Source organism: Hoeflea sp. EC-HK425 (assembly GCF_902498795.1).
Classification (GTDB): Bacteria; Pseudomonadota; Alphaproteobacteria; order Rhizobiales; family Rhizobiaceae; genus Hoeflea; species Hoeflea alexandrii.
Genome location: NZ_LR701572.1, coordinates 4033161 through 4050252 on the forward strand (window position 1 = coordinate 4033161; position 17092 = coordinate 4050252).

At 62.8% G+C, this 17092-nt stretch carries 13 protein-coding genes; 8 read left to right on the forward strand and 5 right to left on the reverse strand.

The genetic code is table 11. The features are described 5' to 3' along the window. Positions 1 to 157 precede the first annotated feature (157 nt). The 5 genes from SPHINGO391_RS21990 (at position 158) to SPHINGO391_RS22010 (ending at position 7922) form a co-directional block, all read left to right on the forward strand. On the forward strand, positions 158 to 1594 hold the full coding sequence (locus tag SPHINGO391_RS21990) for a UbiA family prenyltransferase (RefSeq protein WP_152010843.1): 1437 nt from the start codon (positions 158 to 160) through the stop codon (positions 1592 to 1594). Positions 1595 to 1596: 2 nt separating this feature from the next. Beyond that, entirely contained in the window at positions 1597 to 2937 is a 1341-nt protein-coding gene (locus SPHINGO391_RS21995) for an FAD-binding oxidoreductase (protein WP_152011688.1), read from the forward strand. A 104-nt stretch (positions 2938 to 3041) separates the two neighbouring features. Next, positions 3042 to 4034 (forward strand): NAD(P)H-dependent glycerol-3-phosphate dehydrogenase, encoded by a 993-nt coding sequence (locus SPHINGO391_RS22000; protein WP_152010845.1) that lies wholly within the window; start codon positions 3042 to 3044, stop codon positions 4032 to 4034. Positions 4035 to 4166: 132 nt separating this feature from the next. Then, positions 4167 to 6419: an AGE family epimerase/isomerase gene (locus tag SPHINGO391_RS22005; RefSeq protein WP_244615319.1), complete on the forward strand. Its 2253-nt coding sequence runs from the start codon at positions 4167 to 4169 to the stop codon at positions 6417 to 6419. An 84-nt stretch (positions 6420 to 6503) separates the two neighbouring features. Further along, complete coding sequence (locus tag SPHINGO391_RS22010; protein ID WP_152010847.1) at positions 6504 to 7922, forward strand: phosphomannomutase; 1419 nt, start codon at positions 6504 to 6506, stop codon at positions 7920 to 7922. Between the two features lie 9 nt (positions 7923 to 7931). On the opposite strand, the gene SPHINGO391_RS22015 is transcribed toward SPHINGO391_RS22010, so the two are convergent. The 5 genes from SPHINGO391_RS22015 to SPHINGO391_RS22035 all read right to left on the reverse strand — a co-directional run bounded on the left by SPHINGO391_RS22015 (position 7932) and on the right by SPHINGO391_RS22035 (position 13542). After that, positions 7932 to 9836: a sugar phosphate isomerase/epimerase and 4-hydroxyphenylpyruvate domain-containing protein gene (locus SPHINGO391_RS22015; RefSeq protein WP_152010848.1), complete on the reverse strand. Its 1905-nt coding sequence runs from the start codon at positions 9834 to 9836 to the stop codon at positions 7932 to 7934. After that, positions 9833 to 11128 (reverse strand): TRAP transporter large permease, encoded by a 1296-nt coding sequence (locus tag SPHINGO391_RS22020; protein ID WP_152010849.1) that lies wholly within the window; start codon positions 11126 to 11128, stop codon positions 9833 to 9835. The genes SPHINGO391_RS22015 and SPHINGO391_RS22020 overlap by 4 nt, the downstream gene beginning before the upstream one ends. Further along, positions 11125 to 11688, reverse strand: a complete 564-nt coding sequence (locus SPHINGO391_RS22025) for a TRAP transporter small permease subunit (protein WP_152010850.1) — start codon at positions 11686 to 11688, stop codon at positions 11125 to 11127. Before SPHINGO391_RS22025 ends, SPHINGO391_RS22020 begins: the two co-directional genes overlap by 4 nt. Before the next feature lie 37 nt (positions 11689 to 11725). Beyond that, positions 11726 to 12730, reverse strand: coding sequence for a TRAP transporter substrate-binding protein DctP (gene dctP / locus SPHINGO391_RS22030; protein WP_152010851.1), 1005 nt, complete (start codon positions 12728 to 12730; stop codon positions 11726 to 11728). Positions 12731 to 12861: 131 nt separating this feature from the next. After that, positions 12862 to 13542, reverse strand: a complete 681-nt coding sequence (locus SPHINGO391_RS22035; RefSeq protein ID WP_193217377.1) for an FCD domain-containing protein — start codon at positions 13540 to 13542, stop codon at positions 12862 to 12864. Between the two features lie 221 nt (positions 13543 to 13763). Here SPHINGO391_RS22035 and SPHINGO391_RS22040 point away from each other — a divergent pair, with 221 nt between their 5' ends. The 3 genes from SPHINGO391_RS22040 to SPHINGO391_RS22050 all read left to right on the forward strand — a co-directional run bounded on the left by SPHINGO391_RS22040 (position 13764) and on the right by SPHINGO391_RS22050 (position 16784). Beyond that, positions 13764 to 14801, forward strand: coding sequence for a Gfo/Idh/MocA family oxidoreductase (locus SPHINGO391_RS22040; RefSeq protein WP_152010853.1), 1038 nt, complete (start codon positions 13764 to 13766; stop codon positions 14799 to 14801). 55 nt (positions 14802 to 14856) lie between these two features. Then, positions 14857 to 15690, forward strand: a complete 834-nt coding sequence (locus tag SPHINGO391_RS22045) for a shikimate dehydrogenase (RefSeq protein ID WP_152010854.1) — start codon at positions 14857 to 14859, stop codon at positions 15688 to 15690. A 170-nt stretch (positions 15691 to 15860) separates the two neighbouring features. Beyond that, positions 15861 to 16784, forward strand: coding sequence for a hypothetical protein (locus SPHINGO391_RS22050; RefSeq protein ID WP_152010855.1), 924 nt, complete (start codon positions 15861 to 15863; stop codon positions 16782 to 16784). Positions 16785 to 17092 lie beyond the last annotated feature (308 nt).

Consider the following 17092-nt stretch of genomic DNA (forward strand, 5'->3'; position numbering starts at 1 on the left):
GCCGGTGCAGCCTCTGGTGATTGTCGCAACCGTTTGATAACCACACCGTGCAAAACCCGCCGCCCGGTCCGCTTAAATCACTCCCGGAAGTGATCTTTTACCGGAATTGTAGTGTTTTTCCCCCAAAGCTCGGCCGGAACCAAGCGGGGAAACAATCATGGATGCTGTGAGCGACAACCGGCATGTACCACTTTGCATTGATCTTGATGGCACGCTGATTGCCACCGACACGCTTTGGGAAGGGCTGGTCTCGGTGCTGATCAGCCAGCCCTGGCTGTTGTTTGCGGTCATCGGCTGGGCGATCTCGGGAAAAGCGGTGCTGAAACGTGAAATCGCCGCCCGTTACGTGCGCAAGGGCGACGAATGGCCCTATCGCGCCGAGGTTCTTGAACGAATCAGGCTCGCCCGCGAATCCGGACAACCGGTCTGGCTGGTCACCGGTGCCGCCGAATCCACCGCCCGAACCATCGCCGATCATCTGGGCCTTTTCGATCGCGTCCTGCATTCGTCCGACACCGAAAATCTTACCTCCCGCCGCAAGCGCGAACGCCTGGTGTCGCTGTGTGGCGACGGCGGCTTCGACTATGCCGGCAACAGCCGCGACGACCTGGCCGTGTTCGACGCAGCGCGTCGCGCCATCATCGTGGCACCCGACCGGGCGGCCAGCCGTTGGGGCAGCAGCAATGAAGCGGAACTGCTTCCGCTGGAAAAGATCTCGCCGCTGGCCATCCTCAAGTCCATCCGCGTGCACCAGTGGCTCAAGAACATCCTGATCGCGGTGCCGCTGGTTCTCAATCACGAAGTCGCCAATTTCGGCCTGCTGCTGGCGGCGATCGTGGCGTTTTTCTCGTTTAGCTTCCTGGCCTCGGCCGTCTATGTCGTCAACGATATCTCCGACCTCGCCAACGACCGCCAGCATCCGCGCAAACGTCTGCGTCCCCTCGCATCGGGCGCGGTGTCGATCCCGGTAGCCAGCGCCACTGCCGCGGCGCTCCTGCTGGCGTCGATCGGCCTGGCAAGCCTGCTGCCGCCCTTGTTCTGGGCCGTCCTGGCGCTCTACGCCCTGGTGACCACGGTCTACACCTTCGTGCTCAAGCGCAAGCTGCTGGTCGACGTGTTCACCCTCGCCGGGCTTTACACCGTGCGCATCATTGCCGGCGCCGCCGCAACCGGTGTCGACCTGTCGTTCTGGCTGCTCGCCTTCTCGATCTTCTTCTTTCTCAGCCTGGCGCTGGTCAAGCGCTACGTCGAACTCGACGAACTGGCCGAGGAATCGGATATGCAACTCAAGGGTCGCGGTTACGTCGGCAGCGACAAGGACATGATCGGTCAGGCCGGGATCGCCTCGGCATTTTCCGCCGCCATGGTTCTGGCGATGTATGTTCACAGCAACGAAGTCGTCTCCATGTATCCGCAGCCGGCGCTTCTGTGGCCGCTGTGTCCGCTGATCCTTTACATGCTGCTGAGGATCTGGGTGTTGGCGCGCCGCTCGCAGATGCACGAGGATCCGGTGGTCTTCATCATGCGTGACTGGCGCAGCCAGCTGACCACCATCGCCGGGGCCGGCCTGGTGTTGCTTGCGGCCTTGCTGTGACGATGACAAGCCCGGACTTCGACAGCTGGGGCAGGGTTCAGCGCCGCAACCGTGCGGTGGCGCACCCTTCTGATTTCAGGCCCGGCGTTGCCGGCGGGTTCCTGCCCTTCGGCAACGGCCGTTCCTACGGCGACAGCTGCCACAATGACCAGGGCCGCCTGTTTGCCATGCGGCCGGGTGCCGCCATCAGCGCATTCGATCCCGAAACAGGCGTGCTGACCGCCGATGCCGGCGTCCTGCTCTCCGAAATCCTTGCGCTGGTCATGCCGCACGGATTTTTCCTCGAGGTCACGCCCGGCACGGCCCAGGTCACACTTGGTGGCGCAATCGCCAATGATGTGCACGGCAAGAACCATCACCGCCGCGGCACGTTTGGCGGCTCGGTCGTCTGCTTCACGCTTATGGGCAGTGACGGTGGAAACCGGCTGTGCTCGCCGGAATCCAATACGGACCTTTTCGAAGCCACCATCGGCGGCATGGGCCTGACCGGGATCATCGAACAGGCTTCCATCCGGTTGATGCGTGTCCCCTCCGCCAATGTGCGCCAGACCGCGGTCCGCTTTTCCGATATCGACGGGTACTTCGATGCCATCGACGCGATTGACGCGAAGCATGAGTATTCTGTCGCCTGGATCGATCAGCTGGCTCGCGGTGGGAATCTCGGGCGCGGCGTTCTGATGGCCGGCGATCATGCCGAAGATGGCGGTGCGGCGAAGCCGCCTTCCGCTCCCAGGCTCGCAGTGCCATTCTCGCCGCCGGTCAACATGCTCAATCGTCTGACGCTGAAGGCGTTCAATGCGCTGTATTACGGACGGGCGCCAAGCCAGCCAAAAACCGGGATCGTGCCCTGGTCATCCTATTTCCATCCGCTGGATGCGATCACCGGCTGGAACCGGCTCTACGGGCCGCGCGGGCTGTTCCAGCATCAGAGCGTCTATCCGGCGGACCGGGCGCGCGAGACCACCATCGCGCTGATCGAGTGCGCCCAGAAGCATGGCGCGGCTTCGTTCCTGACGGTGCTCAAGCGCTTTGGCGAGACGCGCTCGCCGGGTCTGATGTCGTTTCCGCGGCCCGGCTTCACCCTGACCCTGGATTTCGCCAATTCCGGCGACCGAACCCTGCGCATGCTCGACGCTCTCGACGAGATCGTGATTGCGGCCGGCGGCGCGCTCAATCCCTACAAGGACCAGCGCATGTCGCCGGCGATGTTCGAAGCCTCGTTCCCGCAGTGGCGGGAGATGGAGGCGATGCGCGATCCGGCGCTGGTCTCTGACTTCTGGCGACGCACAGCCATGGTCCTGAACCATGAGCTTCAGCCACAAAGGCATGCCGCCAGCGCATGAACCTCGTCCACCGGCTTGTCAGCCAGCGTCGACGCCAGTAATTGAATGGCTCACCTGCCCGCGCTTGATCCCGGCGGCATCAACCTCCCGAAGGACTTCGAACCATGGCCCGCATCTGCATTCTCGGTACAGGCGCCTGGGGAACCGCACTGGCCACGGCGTTCGTCAGGCAGGGCCATGATGTGCGCATGTGGGGCCGTAACGCAGAGACTTGCGCAGAGATTTCGGAAACGCACAGAAACCATGCCTATCTCGGCGAGGCATGCTTGCCGGATGGGTTGAGCGCATCAACCGACATGGCCGGCGCGCTGGAAAATGCACAGATCGTGCTGTTCGTTGCACCGGCGCAGTCGACCGGCGACGTCGTCGGCCTGGCGGCACCGCAGCTTCCGGGCGACGCACTGCTGATCGCCTGCGCAAAGGGCATCGACAGGCGCAGCGGCCAGACCCAAAGCGAGGTGATCGACGCCTGCCTGCCAGACCATGTGGTGGGTGTGCTCTCAGGCCCGAGTTTTGCCGCCGATGTGGTTCGCGGGCTGCCCACCGCCCTGACGCTTGCACTGCCGGACCAGGCAAGGGCGCAATCCCTTGCACAGACGCTTTCGGGCGATGCAATCCGGCTTTATGCATCAGACGACATCGTCGGGGTACAGATCGGGGGGGCCCTGAAGAACGTGATGGCCATCGCCGTCGGCATCTGCCGTGGCGGAGGAATGGGAGCAAGCGCCGAAGCCGCGCTGATCACCCGGGGCTATGCGGAGCTGGTGCGTCTCGGCGTGGCCATGGGGGCGCGAGCCGAAACCCTGATGGGGCTGTCGGGCCTTGGCGATCTTGTGCTGACCTGCTCATCGGAACTGTCGCGCAACTTCTCCTATGGCATTGCGGTCGGCAGCGGCCATGACGTCACCGGCCTCAAGCTGGCCGAAGGCGTTCATACAGTCTCGATCGCCAACGAAATCGCTGCACGCCACGGCATCTCCTGCCCGGTCATGCAGACAGCGGACCTGGTGCTGTCGGGCAGGATGTCGGCCGAGGAAGCGCGAACCGCGCTGATGTCGCGCCCGATCAAGGCCGAAAACCCGGAAATCGGCCAATGACGCCGGATCGGGAGCCTCCCGGCAGTTCAGCCGGATGCATGAGAAGATTTTTCATTTTTTCCCGTTCTAATGGGCGGGTTCAGCGAAACGGGCCGGAACTCAAACCGGCTGTTGCGCAAATCGGAGCATTTCATGGTCTCAAGCCATAGCATCACGCCTGTTATCCTGTGCGGCGGCGCAGGGTCCCGGCTCTGGCCAATGTCGCGGGATTCGAAGCCGAAACAGTTCCACAAGCTGGTCAACGACAAGACCCTGCTGACCAACACGCTTGAACGCGTCGACCACAAGGGCGAAGGCCTGCGCTATCTGCCGACCCGGATCGTCGGTGGCATTGCCTTTGAATCGCTGCTGACCGAGCAGGGCGAAACCGGGAGTGTGGAGGTCGAACGCTATGTGCTCGAACCGCTCATTCGCGACACTGCCGCCGCCATCGCTGCCGCGATCGCCGATCTCGCGGAGACCGATCCTGACAGGATGGTGCTGGTGCTGCCGTCGGACCACCAGATATCCGACGCCGGGGCGTTCTTCGACGTGATCCGGACCGGGGCACGGGCGCTTGCCGAGCGTGGCGGCATCATGACCATCGGCATCGCGCCGACGCGGCCAGAGACGCAATATGGCTATATCGAGCGTGGCGACGGGAATGGTCCGGTCTATGACGTGTCGCGGTTTCGCGAAAAGCCCGATCTCGAAACGGCCGAGACATTTCTCCGCTCAGGACGTTTCTTCTGGAACGCCGGCATCTTCATGTTCCGCGCCGGCGAGATGGGCGCCGAGTTGGCCCGGCAGCAGCCGGAGGTCTGGGCGCAGGCCCGGCTGGCCGTCGAACGCGCCGATATCGAGGGCAAATGCTACCGGCTCGATCCCGAGGCCTTTGCCGCCAGCCCCAAGATCTCGATCGACTACGCGGTGATGGAAAACGCGCCGCGCATCGGCGTGGTGGCCGCCAGCTTCGACTGGAACGACCTGGGTTCGTGGAACCAGCTGCATGACGGATCGCCGCTCGACGAGCACGGCAATGCAAGGTTCGGCGATGTGCTGACCATCGACGTTCACAACAGCTATCTGCGCTCCGAAGATCGGCTGCTGGCGGTGGCAGGCCTCGACAACATCATCGTCGTCTCGCAGCCCGATGCGCTGCTGATCGTCCATCGTGACAAGTCGCACCTGGTCAAGGACATTGCCGGCAGCGTCAAGAACACCGGCGAATGGCCACCGCTTGCAGTGGCCCATTCAGGCCGGCCGGTGCCCTCGCCGCGGGTGATCCGCAAATGGCTGTTCGACACCGCACTGCCGCTGTGGGCCGGGGCCGGCGTCGACCAAGTGCATGGTGGTGTCCACGAGGCGCTCAATCATGACGGCAGCCCGGCCGATCTCGGCTACAAGCGGCTCCGGGTTCTGGCCCGGCAGATCTACTGCTTTGCCAATGCCGAACTGCTGGGCTGGGAAGGGGACGCCCGCGCGGTGCTTGAGCACTGCTTCACCACGCTCACCACCACCGGCTGGCATGCCGAGGGCGGCTGGATCCATCTGTGGAACCCTGACGGCACGGTGAAAGATCCGCAGCGCGATACCTACGACCAGTGTTTCGTGCTGTTGGCCCTGGCCTGGCTCTGGAAGGCAACGAAATGGCCGGAAGCCCGGATCTGGGCCGAGCGCACAATCGCCTATATGGACGACCATCTGGTCGACCGCGCCAATGGCGGGTTTTACGAATCCAGCCTGAGGCTCGATTATCGCCGGGCCAACCCGCACATGCATTACCTCGAGGCGATGCAGGCCTGGTACGAGGTTACCGGCGAACGCGCCTTCCTCGACCGGGCCCAGACCGCGGTGGAACTGTTCAAGTCGGTGTTCTTCAATCCCGAGAGCTGGAGCGTGACCGAGCATTTCGAACGCGACTGGTCGGTGCGAAAGGACAAGCCCGCCCGGGTCGAGCCCGGTCACCATTATGAGTGGGTCTGGCTGCTGTTGCGTCAGGCCCGCTTCGCCGGCCAGCCCGAACTCAAGGAATATTGCCGCAAGCTCTATGCCACCAGTCACGCCTTCGGCCACGCGCGCGGCACCGACGCGGTCTGCGATTCGATGGCGCCCGACGGCTCGGAGATGCTCGGAACCGCCCGGCTTTGGTGCCAGACCGAGGCGCTGAAGGCCGGGCTTCTGGCCCGTGCCGAAGGCCTGCCCGGTGACGAGACGCTGTTCATCCGCATGCTCGACGTCATCTTCAACCGCTATCTGACGACACCCGCGCCCGGCGGCTGGTATGACCAGATCGACCCCAACGGACGGGTGATCTCCAAGCACATGCCGACAAGCACGTTCTACCATGTGTTCTGCGCGCTGGTGGAGTATCTCCGGCACGAGGAAATGCTGCTGCTGCCGTGACAGGGCAGGGACGCGGCTGAGGAAACAGGTCTGCCGTAAACGCCGCGCACGGGTGCGGACAGACAAGACGGGAGTTGGACAGACATGGCTGCGAAATTCGGCACAAGCGGACTGCGCGGCCTTGTCGGAGAGCTGACCGACGGCACGGCGGCGGCCCATGCCCGCGCCTTCGCCCGGCATCTCAAGCAGGCCGGAATGGCTGCAGCGGGGGCGCCGGTCTTCCTCGGCCGCGACAGACGCACCTCAAGCCCGGAAATCGCGGCACAATGCGCCGCGGCACTGTTTGACGAAGGTCTCGAGCCGGTCGATTGCGGTGTCCTGCCGACCCCCGCCCTGGCGCTGTACGCCATGGGCCAAGAGGCGGCCGCCCTGATGATCACCGGCTCGCACATCCCCGATGACCGCAACGGCGTCAAATTCTACCGGCCTGACGGCGAGATCGACAAGACCGACGAGGCGGCAATTTCGGAGCTGGCGCCGGACTGCGCGGGGCTGCCCTCAACAAGGGCGAAGCTCATGCGCGACCGGTCGCTGGAGGCCAATGCCGGCTTCATCGAACGCTACCGCGGCTTTGCCCCGGACGGACTTCTGCAGGGCCTTCGCATCGGGCTTTACGAGCACAGCTCAGCGGCGAACGAGACCCTTGCCGCCATTCTTCAGGCGGAAGGCGTCGAGATCATCCGGCTCGGCAGATCGCCGGTCTTCATTCCGGTCGACACCGAGGCCGTGTCCGAGGAAACGCGGGCGCTGGCTTCCGGCTGGGTCCAGTCCGAGGCACTCGATGGGCTCGTCTCCGCCGATGGCGACGGCGACCGGCCCATGGTGGTCGACGAGAGCGGACGGGTTGTTCGCGGCGATGCGCTGGGGCTGATTGTGGCGCGCTATCTCGGCGCCGATGCGGTCGTCACCCCGGTGACTTCCAATTCGGGGATCGAAAGCCGCTGCGACGCTGCGGTCAGCCGCACAAAGGTCGGCTCGCCCTTCGTGATCGCCGGGATGACTGATGCCGTCGCCCGGGGCAGGCACTGCGTCATCGGCTTTGAAGCCAATGGCGGTGTTCTGACCGGCAATTCCATCAGGGTGGGGAACGCGGATCTTTCGGCACTGCCGACGAGAGACAGCGTGCTGCCGATCCTGTGCGCCTTCGCTGCCGCCCGCCAGGCCGGACAATCGCTCTGTGCCCATGTCGCTGCGCTCGGCCTGCCGGTGGCTGCCAGCGATCGCATCGAGAACTTTCCCACGGCAGAGAGCCAGGCGCTGGTTGCCCGCCTGTCGCAGGACGAGGCGATGCGGCAAGACTTCTTCGAGCCGTTCGGGCAAGTCGCGCATGTGGATCTGACCGACGGACTGCGGGTTGTCCTTGAAAGCGGCAACATCTTGCACCTGCGGCCATCCGGCAATGCCCCGGAGATGCGGGTCTACAGCGAGGCTGCGACCGAAGCACTGGCGCGGGACATCATCGCCAAGGCCTTTGCGCGGATCAGGCAGGTTGCACATCCCTGAGTGACGCGCCTAGCGTCTCGGCATGCCCCTGGGCCGCATGTGACGCTTTTGCGCGGCAATCCGGAACTGGGCATTTGCCGCACCGTATCCGCCGTATCCGCCGCGGCGCTCGACGATCTCGAGGAAGAAGCCTTCTCCGAAGCCCGGGCTGTAGATCTGGAAGTACTCGCCCTGCCCGTCGCGATCATAGAGGATACCTGCTGTTTCCAGCCGGTCGACGAAGGACTGCTCGAGATCGAAGCGGGCCGCAAGATCGTCATAGTAGTTGGCTGAGATCTCCAACGGTCTGAAGCCGTTTGCCGACAGCGCCTCGACGGTGGCGAAGATATCATCGGTTTCGAAGGCCAGATGCTGTACGGCCGAGCCGAACCGTTCGGCGATGAAATGCCCGGCCAGGGTACGGCGGTTGTCCGCGCCGTTGAGGGTGATCCTGAGCGACCCGGTCTCGTTCTCGATGGCCTGGCTGCGCACCAGTCCGGCCGGATCCACCACATCGACCATCGGTGTTTTCCGAGTCTTGAAGATCGAGGTGTAGAACAGCAGCGAGGTGAGCATTTCCTCGTAGTTCATGGTCTGGGCGACATGGTCGATCCGCTTCAGACCCATGCCTGCCGCAGGCTCCTGCCGGCCCAGCGGTCTGTCGAGCGGACGGAACTCGATATCCCAGACCCTGGCCAGGTCACTTTGCTCGTCGATGAAATGAATGAGCCCGCCGCCCAGGCCGCGGATGGCCGGGATCTTCAATTCCCCGGGTCCGACCGGCTGATCGAAAGGTTCGGCATCGAGCGCCTGGGCGCGCAGGACCGTTGCCGCGGCATTTTCCACCTTCAGGCCGATGTCGCAGACATTCATGCCATGGACGACGTGGGAGGCGTGGGCGAAGCCTTCGCGCTCGGTGTTGATGACGATGTTGATGCCGCCCTGCCGCCAGAGATCAACATCCTTGGAGACGTGCCGCCGCTCACGGGTGAAGCCGAGCATCTGCAGCAGATCAGCAATCTGCGCGGCTTCTTCCTCATCGGCAGCGAACTCGACAAATTCGACACCGCTGACCGCGATCCGGTCCGGCATATCGGCACATTCAATACGGATATCGGGCTCGGAGCGCCGCACCTGATCCATCAGGTAGACAAGCGAGCGATGACCATCGACGGAAATGAACTTCGGTGACCCGCCGCGGAACTGGTCGTTGAAAATCTCGAGCGACAGCGTGCCGTCATAGCCGGTGGCGGCAACCGCCCGCATGAAGCCTGGAACATCGAGATCGCCTTCGCCCGGCATGTTGCGGAAATGCCGGCTCCAGTAGAGCAGATCCATATCGATCTTCGGGGCGTCGGCGAGTTGCACGAAGAAGATCCGGTCACCGGGAATCGACCGGATCGTGTCGGGATCGATCTTGCGCGCCAGGGTGTGAAACGAATCGAGGATAAGGCCGACACTGGCGTGATCGGCCCGGCGTACGACCTCCCAGGCATCCCTGTGATCATTGACATGCCGGCCCCAGGCCAGGGCCTCGTAGCCGACGCGGATCCCGTGCCTGGCGGCACGCTCGCCAAGTTCATGAAAGTCACCCGCCGCGCGATCGATGCCGCCGAGCGAGGCGGGGGAGACATTGGAGCAGACCAGCACCAGATCGGCGCCGAGTTCGCCCATCAGGTCGAACTTGCGTTCAGCCCGGTCGAACGCCCTGGCACGCTGCGGCTCCGGCATGCCTTCGAAATCCCGGAACGGCTGAAACAGGGATATCTCCAGCCCGTGGTCGCGCACCATCTGCCCGACATCGCGCGGGCTGCCGTCATAGGCAAGAAAATCATTCTCGAAGATCTCGACGCCGTCAAACCCCGCTGCCGCGATGGCAGCCAGCTTCTCGCTCAGATCACCGGCGATGGAGACCGTTGCAATGGCGGTCTTCATCCCGGATATCCAAACATGCGCGGCAGCCACAGGACGATTCCCGGAAACAGGATCAGTGCCGCGAGAGCGAGCAGCAGGACACCGAGAAACGCCCAGATCTCGCCGATGATCTCGCGCAGCGGAATCTGCGTGACCGCATTGATGACGAACAGGAGAATGCCATAGGGCGGCGTGATCAGACCGATCATGCAGTTGATCACCGCAACGACGCCGAAATGAACCAGATCGATTCCCAGCTCTTCGCAGGCCGGCAGGAACAGCGGGATTATTACCAGGATGATGGTGGTTGCGTCGAGCACACAGCCGAGCAGCAGGAACAGGATGTTGACGCCGATCAGGAAGGCAAGAGGCGAGACGTCAAGGCCGACCAGCGACTGCGCCACGATGTTCGGTATGTTTTCCGACGCGACCACATAGTTGAGGATCAATGCGCCACCGATGACCAGTCCGACGGCAGCGGAGGAGCGGGCGCTGTCGACCAGGATGCCGTAGAGAGCGCGCAGCGACAGGGCGCGGTAGAACAGCCCGGCCAGCAGCAGCGCGTAGGCGGCAGCGACGGCCGCGGCTTCCGTCGGCGTGGTCACGCCTCCATAGATGCCGTAGAGCAGGATCGCCGGCATCAGCAGCGCCGGAAAGGCGTTCGCGGTCTGCCGGGGCAGGTCCCTGAGCGGAACCGGTTCCTCGATGGCGAAGTTGCGCCGTGTGGAGATCAGCGTGTTCATCATCATCAGCACCGCGCCCATGAACAGGCCCGGCACGATACCGCCCAGAAACAGATACCCGATCGACGTGTTGGAGACCAATGCGTAAAGCACCATCGGGATCGATGGCGGGATGACCGGGCCGATGGTCGCCGAGGCAGCGGTGATCGCCGCTGCGTAGCCGCGGCTGTAGTGTCCGCTCCTGGTCATCATGCCGATGATGATCTTGCCAATTCCCGCTGCATCGGCGACGGCCGAACCGGACATGCCGGAAAAGATCAGCGATGCGACGATGTTGACGTGGCCAAGACCGCCCCGAAAGCGGCCCACGGCTGCAACACAGAACTGCAGCAGCCGGTCTGAAATGGTGCCGGCGTTCATGATGTTTGCGGCAACGATGAACAGCGGCACGGCAAGCAGGATGAAGCTCTGGTAGAGCCCGTCCATCAGCACCTTGCCGGCGATGCCGACACCCTGGCCGTTCACCGTCAGGTAGACAAAGGAGGAGACAATGATGGAATAGGCAACGGGAGTGCCGATGCCCGCCAGAAAAAACAGGGTGAGCAGGCAGAGAGCAAACTGCAGCGTCATGGTTTCGCCGCCTCGTCGTGTCCGGGCTGGTCGATGTCGGCGCCATGACGGAAGGCGCTGATCGCGCGCCAGCCATAGCGGGCCGCGACCACCACCAGGAAGAGAATGTAGATCGAATAGATGTCGCGCATCCGGATCCAGTCACCGAACAAGCCGTTCAGTGTGGCCGTCTTTTTCAACCGCAGAATGAAGAATTTCGACCAGGTCGGCTCCACCGACCAGAGAAGGCCCCCACAGACCGCTGCGCCACCGATGATGGCGAACCAGCGGCGCGCCTTCGGACTGACGTGGCCATAGATGACATCGAAGGTGACATGGTCGCGCTCGCGCACCACGAAGGCCGCACCCCAGAAGACGATCCAGACCCACAGCGCAAGGCACAGTTCCAGCGTCCAGCCATAGCGGCTCGGCTCGAGGATCGGAAAGGCTTGCGCGAGCCACTCCAGCTTGGCGGAATAGCGGATCGCAATCTGCAGGATGAAGGTCAAAAACATGGCGGCCATCATCGTGGCCGCCACAAATTCCGCGCCACGAAGGAACCATTTCACGATTGACGTCATGTCAGGTCCTCCGTGGCACCGGGAGAATCCGGGAAGATCAGTTGCCGAGAGCGTTGATCTTGTCGAGGACACCTTCGGGCCAGCTGGCCGCGAATTCCGAGCCGACATATTGCGCCTGGACATGGGTCCGGAAGGCGTTGAGGTCAGGCTCGTAGATGTCCATTCCCTTTTCGCGCAGGAACGACACGAGATCTTCTTCCTTCTTCAGCTGCGCCTGGCGGCCGCTTTCGGCAGCATCATCGGCGGCCTTCTGCACGGTTGCCTGCTGCTCGGGTGTCAGCTTGTCCCAGACGGCCTTGGAGAAGGCGACATAGTTCAGGTCGACCAGATGCGAGGTGAGAACCACCTGCTTGGTGACTTCGTAGAACTTGGCGTCGACCACGGTCGGCAGCGGGTTGTCCTGGCCGTCAACCGAACCGGTCGAGAGCGCGGTGTAGATCTCGGTAAACGCCATCGGAGTCGGGTTGGCGCCGAGCGCCTTGCCGAGGAACTGCCAGGCGTCGGAGCCGGGCATGCGCAGATTGACGCCAGCCAGGTCCGCCGGGGTCATTACCGTCAGTTCGTCCTTGCTCTGGCGCAGGTTGACGTTGCGGCGACCAAGATACATCACCGACAGGAGCTTTACGCCGAGCTCGTCTTCGACCTTCTGCTTGAACGGATCCATCAGCGGATCATTGAAGACGGCGACCTGGTGCGCGGCGTTCTGGTGAACGTAGCCGGTGGCGAAGATCGAGAACTCGGGAAAGAATGTCGCCAGCTCCTGGGCAGAAGCGATCGACATTTCCAGATCGCCCGAGGCGATGGCTTCGAGTTCGCTGCCCTGTGCGATCAGCGAACCGTTGTAATGCGGCTGATAGGTGGCGAAGTCCGCCACTTCCGGCGCGAAGACTTCCGCCAGGGCAACCGAGCGCTGGTCGGTCTCCGATGCCGGGGTCGACATTCTCAGGGTGATCTTGTCCGCAGCAAAGCTCGCGGGCACGAAGCCGGCGGCAGCAACGGACACTGCGCATGCGAGCAGCATGCGGCGGGTAATGCTATTCATGGTTTTCTCCTCCCAATGACAATCCGCTGGCGTCTCGCCCTAGCGGATTTGACAAAAACCTGTCACAAAGTACGGGTCATTTCAACATACATAATCAGTTTCGTAGGATATTTCTGGCTCTACAGGGTTGCTCAACGGTCCTGACTACCCTCCTTGCGTGAATTGACGATGAATTCGACACCGCCGAGAATATGCTTGCTCAGGATGTCCGAGGCGCGCTTCACGTCCCGCGCGAAGGCTGCTTCCAGCAGTTCCGCATGCTCGCGCGCCGCGTTTTCGCCCCTGAAGGCCAGCGTCAGCATCTGGTAGCGAAGATATTTGTCGAACAATTGCTCGTGCAGGTCCATCAGCGTCTCGGATCCGCATCCGGTGATGAGCGCGCGGTGAAACCCCCAGTCCGCCCTTTTCCAATCCTCCCGCGCCGTCATGTCGCCGGCGATCATCCGGTCTTCGAGGCGGTGCAGCTTGTGATGTGCGGCCACCACCTGCGCTTCCCAGTCGAGATCGCCGTGCTCGAACGACCGGGCGATGGCATGCCCCTCGACCAGCAGCCGCAACTCCGCCACCTCCCAGAGATTGGCGTCCGAGACGCTGGCGACCTCGAAGCCCTTCTGCCCTTCGGCGACGACAAGCCCGTCCGACGTGAGCCGGTTGAGGATCTCCCGCAGCGTGGTCACGCTGACATTGTAGCGCTTGCGCAGGGGCTCAAGCCGCAGTTTCTCGCTCGGCCGCAACTGGCCAAATATGATGTCGTTCCTGATGTTGCGGTAGGCGCTGTCGCCGATCGTGTCGTGATCTGCCGCTTCAATCACGCTGTCACCTCCGGGTAATCGTCTTGACTGCAGGAAAGAATATAGGACATAAGAAGTAATATAGGCAATTCGAGTTCGGGAGCAACAACAACCTGAACAGAATCCCGTGCTTTCTTCCGGCAGCAGGACCAGACCGTGTTTCATGGCGCACCCCTTATCAATCAGCCTGCAACAGGCATGCATGTGTTGCGGCCATTGGCGGGACTGAAAGGGAGCAGACAATGACCGGGCCGGTACGGATTGCGGTTGCCGGCGCCGGGCTGATTGGCAGGCGGCACATTGCGGCCATCGCTGCAACACCCGGCGTGGAGCTTCATTCGATCATCGACCCCTCGGATGCCGGCCGCGATCAGGCAGACCGCATCGGCGCGTCATGGCACGGCTCCCTGTCCGGGGCGCTGGAAAGGGACAGGCCTGACGGCATTGTTCTGGCGACGCCAAACCAGGTCCATGTGGAAAACGCTCTGGAATGCGTTGCGGCCGGCGTTCCGGCGCTGATCGAAAAACCGCTGGCGACCGACCTTGAGGCCGGCCATGATCTTGTCGTTGCGGGGGAAAACGCCGGCGTGGCCCTGCTTGTCGGACACCATCGCCGCCACAATCCGCTGATTGCAGCGGCGAGGAAGCAGATCAGCGACGGGCTATTGGGAGCACTGGTCGCGGTGCATGGCATGTTCTGGCTGATGAAGCCGGACGACTATTTTGACACCGAGTGGCGCCGCCAGCCGGGCGGAGGGCCGATCTTTCTCAACCTTATCCATGACATCGACCTGTTGCGGCATCTGATCGGCGAGATCGTTTCGGTCCAGGCGCTGGCCTCAAGCGCGGTACGGGGCAACGCTGTGGAGGAAACCGCTGCGCTGGTCTTGCGCTTCGACAATGGCGTGCTCGGCACCTTCAGCCTTTCGGACACCATCGTCTCTCCCTGGAGCTGGGAACTGACGGCTTCGGAAAACCCGGCCTACCCGCCCACCGGCCAATCCTGTTACTTCATCGGCGGAACGCATGGCTCGATGGAGCTGCCAAATGCCAGGGTCTGGACCAACCACGGAAAGCGAAGCTGGTGGGAACCGATCTCGGCAACCCACCACCCCGTCAGCCAGGACGATCCGCTGGTGCGCCAGATCGCGCAATTCGCGCGGGTCATCCGCGGCGAGGAACCGCCCCTTGTGCCTGCAAGGGAAGGGTTGAGAACGCTGCAGGTCATCGATGCGGTGCAGCAGTCGGCGCGCTCGGGCCAGACGGTGGTGCTGTCGTGAAACGGCACAGGCAACACGCGCGGAACGGACAGGCGGCATTTGCAATGAGGACAAGATGATCTCCGGCACCACCAGGCTGATCGCCCATCTGGGCGTCCCGACGGACTCGTTTCGGGCTCCGCTGATCTACAATCCCTGGTTCGAATCCCAGGGCATCGACGCCCGGGTCGTGCCGATGGGCTGCGAAGCGGAGGATTACCCGGCGTTCCTGCCGCTGCTTTTCAGGCTTCGCAACATTGATGGCGCGCTCATCACCATGCCGCACAAGGTGGCAACGGTGGCGCTGCTGGACGAGGCCAGGCCGGCGGTGCTGATGTCAGGCTCGTGCAATGCGGTCAAGCGGGACGCGGACGGCCGACTGGTCGGCGACATGTTCGACGGTGAAGGTTTCGTGCGCGGCATGCTGCGCAAGGGCCGCGAGGCGAAGGGCCTACGCGCGCTCGTCGTCGGGGCCGGCGGTGTCGGCTCGGGGATCGCCGCGGCCCTGGCGCAGGCCGGTGCCGCCGAAATCGGGCTGTTCGATGCAAGGGCGGATGCGGCGGAGCAGCTTGCCGGGCGGTTGCGACGCCATTGCCCCGGCATCGGAATCTCGACGGGCTCCAATGACCCGGCCGGATGGGATGTGATCGTCAATGCCACGCCGCTCGGCATGAATGCCGGCGATCCGATGCCGGTCGACGCCGCGCGCATCGATCCGGCCGCGTTTGTCGGCGAAGTGGTGATGAAGCAGGCGGAAACGCCTTTTCTCGCTGCCGCCCGCGAGCGCGGATGCATGACCCAGATCGGGGCCGACATGCTGTTCGAACAGATCCCCGCCTATCTTGAGTTTTTCGGCTTTCCCGCGGCAACATCCGACGAACTGCGACGCATTTCCAGGCTGCAATACTAGAGGCCGGCCCGCCGCCCGAGACCCGCATTTGCATGGCGCGGCGGCAAGACCGCTGCCGGTTTCATCACATGCCGTTGATTTCCGTCCGCATGTCGATAAAGTCTTCATGCAATTGAGCCTGCAAGCACCCGTAGTACAGTCATGTTGATGAACTGCGAAGGGAGGATCTCGTGGAAACCGTTCCGGGCCAGGCAAGAGTATTGAGGTTCGAGGAGGTGTGTTACGGCAAGCCTGTACGCACACAGGACGGGCCCCTGCACGACAGCGCACTATACGGCGTCAACTCGGTCACGCCGGGCGTGGACAATCCGCTGCGCTATATTCCCGCAAATTTTCTCGGGAATGCGAACCTCACCTCGAGCATGATCGATCCCGGCTTTGCAAGCCGCGGCGCCCTGATCGTCAAGGCGGTTGACGAAGGGCTCGCCATCATGCGGATGCGCTACCGGGCCGAGGCCGGTGAAGGCGAGGGCGGCCGCCAGTTCCTGCTGTCGCGAACCCTGTTGCTCCCCGGGATCAGTTTCTGGCACGAAATCCCGCCGGGCCTGTTCTCCTGGTGCGAACAGGCACTGTTCGTACAACCCCACGTCTTCGATCAGCCGACATCGCCCTCGACAGGCGTCATTGAACTGCCCGCCTTTCAGCCGCGGGATGTCAACTGGTTCGACAATCTGAGCCAGCACCGGCAGATCCAGCTCGGCTCTGCCTTTCAGGCGATCACCAGGCGGATTGGCTGGACCGTGTCGAGGATGGTGGCCGAGGAGGAACGGCAAAGGCCGGCCGCCCTGATCGCGGCGGATCTTGACGTGATTTCCTCCCTGCCCCGGGAGTTTCCGCTCCGGCAGGGCGAGGCTGATCAGTTCATCCTCAACCTGGGCCTGGACCCGCAACTGACCCCGGGTGCGGTCAGCTACTTTCCGGGCTATCGCGGCAGTGCAATCGAGGCTCCCGATCTTCATGCGCTGCGGATCGCGATCAGCAACAACGATGAAAGCCAGCCCGTCGGAGCCGACGTCAGGCACCCTTCAGCGACCTCTGACAGCCTCGACCGCAAGATCGGCAGCGAGCCCATCCCGTTGAAGTGGCTTTCATAATAATTTCAAATAATTATGTTGCATTTTAATCATTAACTTAGTGCGCGGCTTACGGTCACGAACTGTTGCGCTAAGGATTTATAAACTATATCGTCCGGAGTCGGATGGGGTCAGTACTAGCGTTGGGTCTGTAATGTTGGATTGGGATCTAAGTAACCCAAAGAAAACGTATCTGCGCGTAGAGAATAATTCCGTGATCTGCGATCTTGGTGGTTTCTCGCGAACGGCTAGACTGTCTCATTCCACCCTAAATCCCAATGAAGTACTCAAGATATCCGTCGCCGGATACATCGAGGAAGCGCCATGGC

What these genes read in the sequence shown, in the direction of transcription:
- SPHINGO391_RS21990 (WP_152010843.1), top strand. Translation starts at nt 158, where the DNA reads ATGGATGCTGTGAGCGACAACCGGCATGTACCACTTTGCATTGATCTT.
- SPHINGO391_RS21995 (WP_152011688.1), top strand. Translation starts at nt 1,597, where the DNA reads ATGACAAGCCCGGACTTCGACAGCTGGGGCAGGGTTCAGCGCCGCAAC.
- SPHINGO391_RS22000 (WP_152010845.1), top strand. Translation starts at nt 3,042, where the DNA reads ATGGCCCGCATCTGCATTCTCGGTACAGGCGCCTGGGGAACCGCACTG.
- SPHINGO391_RS22005 (WP_244615319.1), top strand. Translation starts at nt 4,167, where the DNA reads ATGGTCTCAAGCCATAGCATCACGCCTGTTATCCTGTGCGGCGGCGCA.
- SPHINGO391_RS22010 (WP_152010847.1), top strand. Translation starts at nt 6,504, where the DNA reads ATGGCTGCGAAATTCGGCACAAGCGGACTGCGCGGCCTTGTCGGAGAG.
- SPHINGO391_RS22015 (WP_152010848.1), bottom strand. Translation starts at nt 9,836, where the DNA reads ATGAAGACCGCCATTGCAACGGTCTCCATCGCCGGTGATCTGAGCGAG.
- SPHINGO391_RS22020 (WP_152010849.1), bottom strand. Translation starts at nt 11,128, where the DNA reads ATGACGCTGCAGTTTGCTCTCTGCCTGCTCACCCTGTTTTTTCTGGCG.
- SPHINGO391_RS22025 (WP_152010850.1), bottom strand. Translation starts at nt 11,688, where the DNA reads ATGACGTCAATCGTGAAATGGTTCCTTCGTGGCGCGGAATTTGTGGCG.
- dctP (WP_152010851.1), bottom strand. Translation starts at nt 12,730, where the DNA reads ATGAATAGCATTACCCGCCGCATGCTGCTCGCATGCGCAGTGTCCGTT.
- SPHINGO391_RS22040 (WP_152010853.1), top strand. Translation starts at nt 13,764, where the DNA reads ATGACCGGGCCGGTACGGATTGCGGTTGCCGGCGCCGGGCTGATTGGC.
- SPHINGO391_RS22045 (WP_152010854.1), top strand. Translation starts at nt 14,857, where the DNA reads ATGATCTCCGGCACCACCAGGCTGATCGCCCATCTGGGCGTCCCGACG.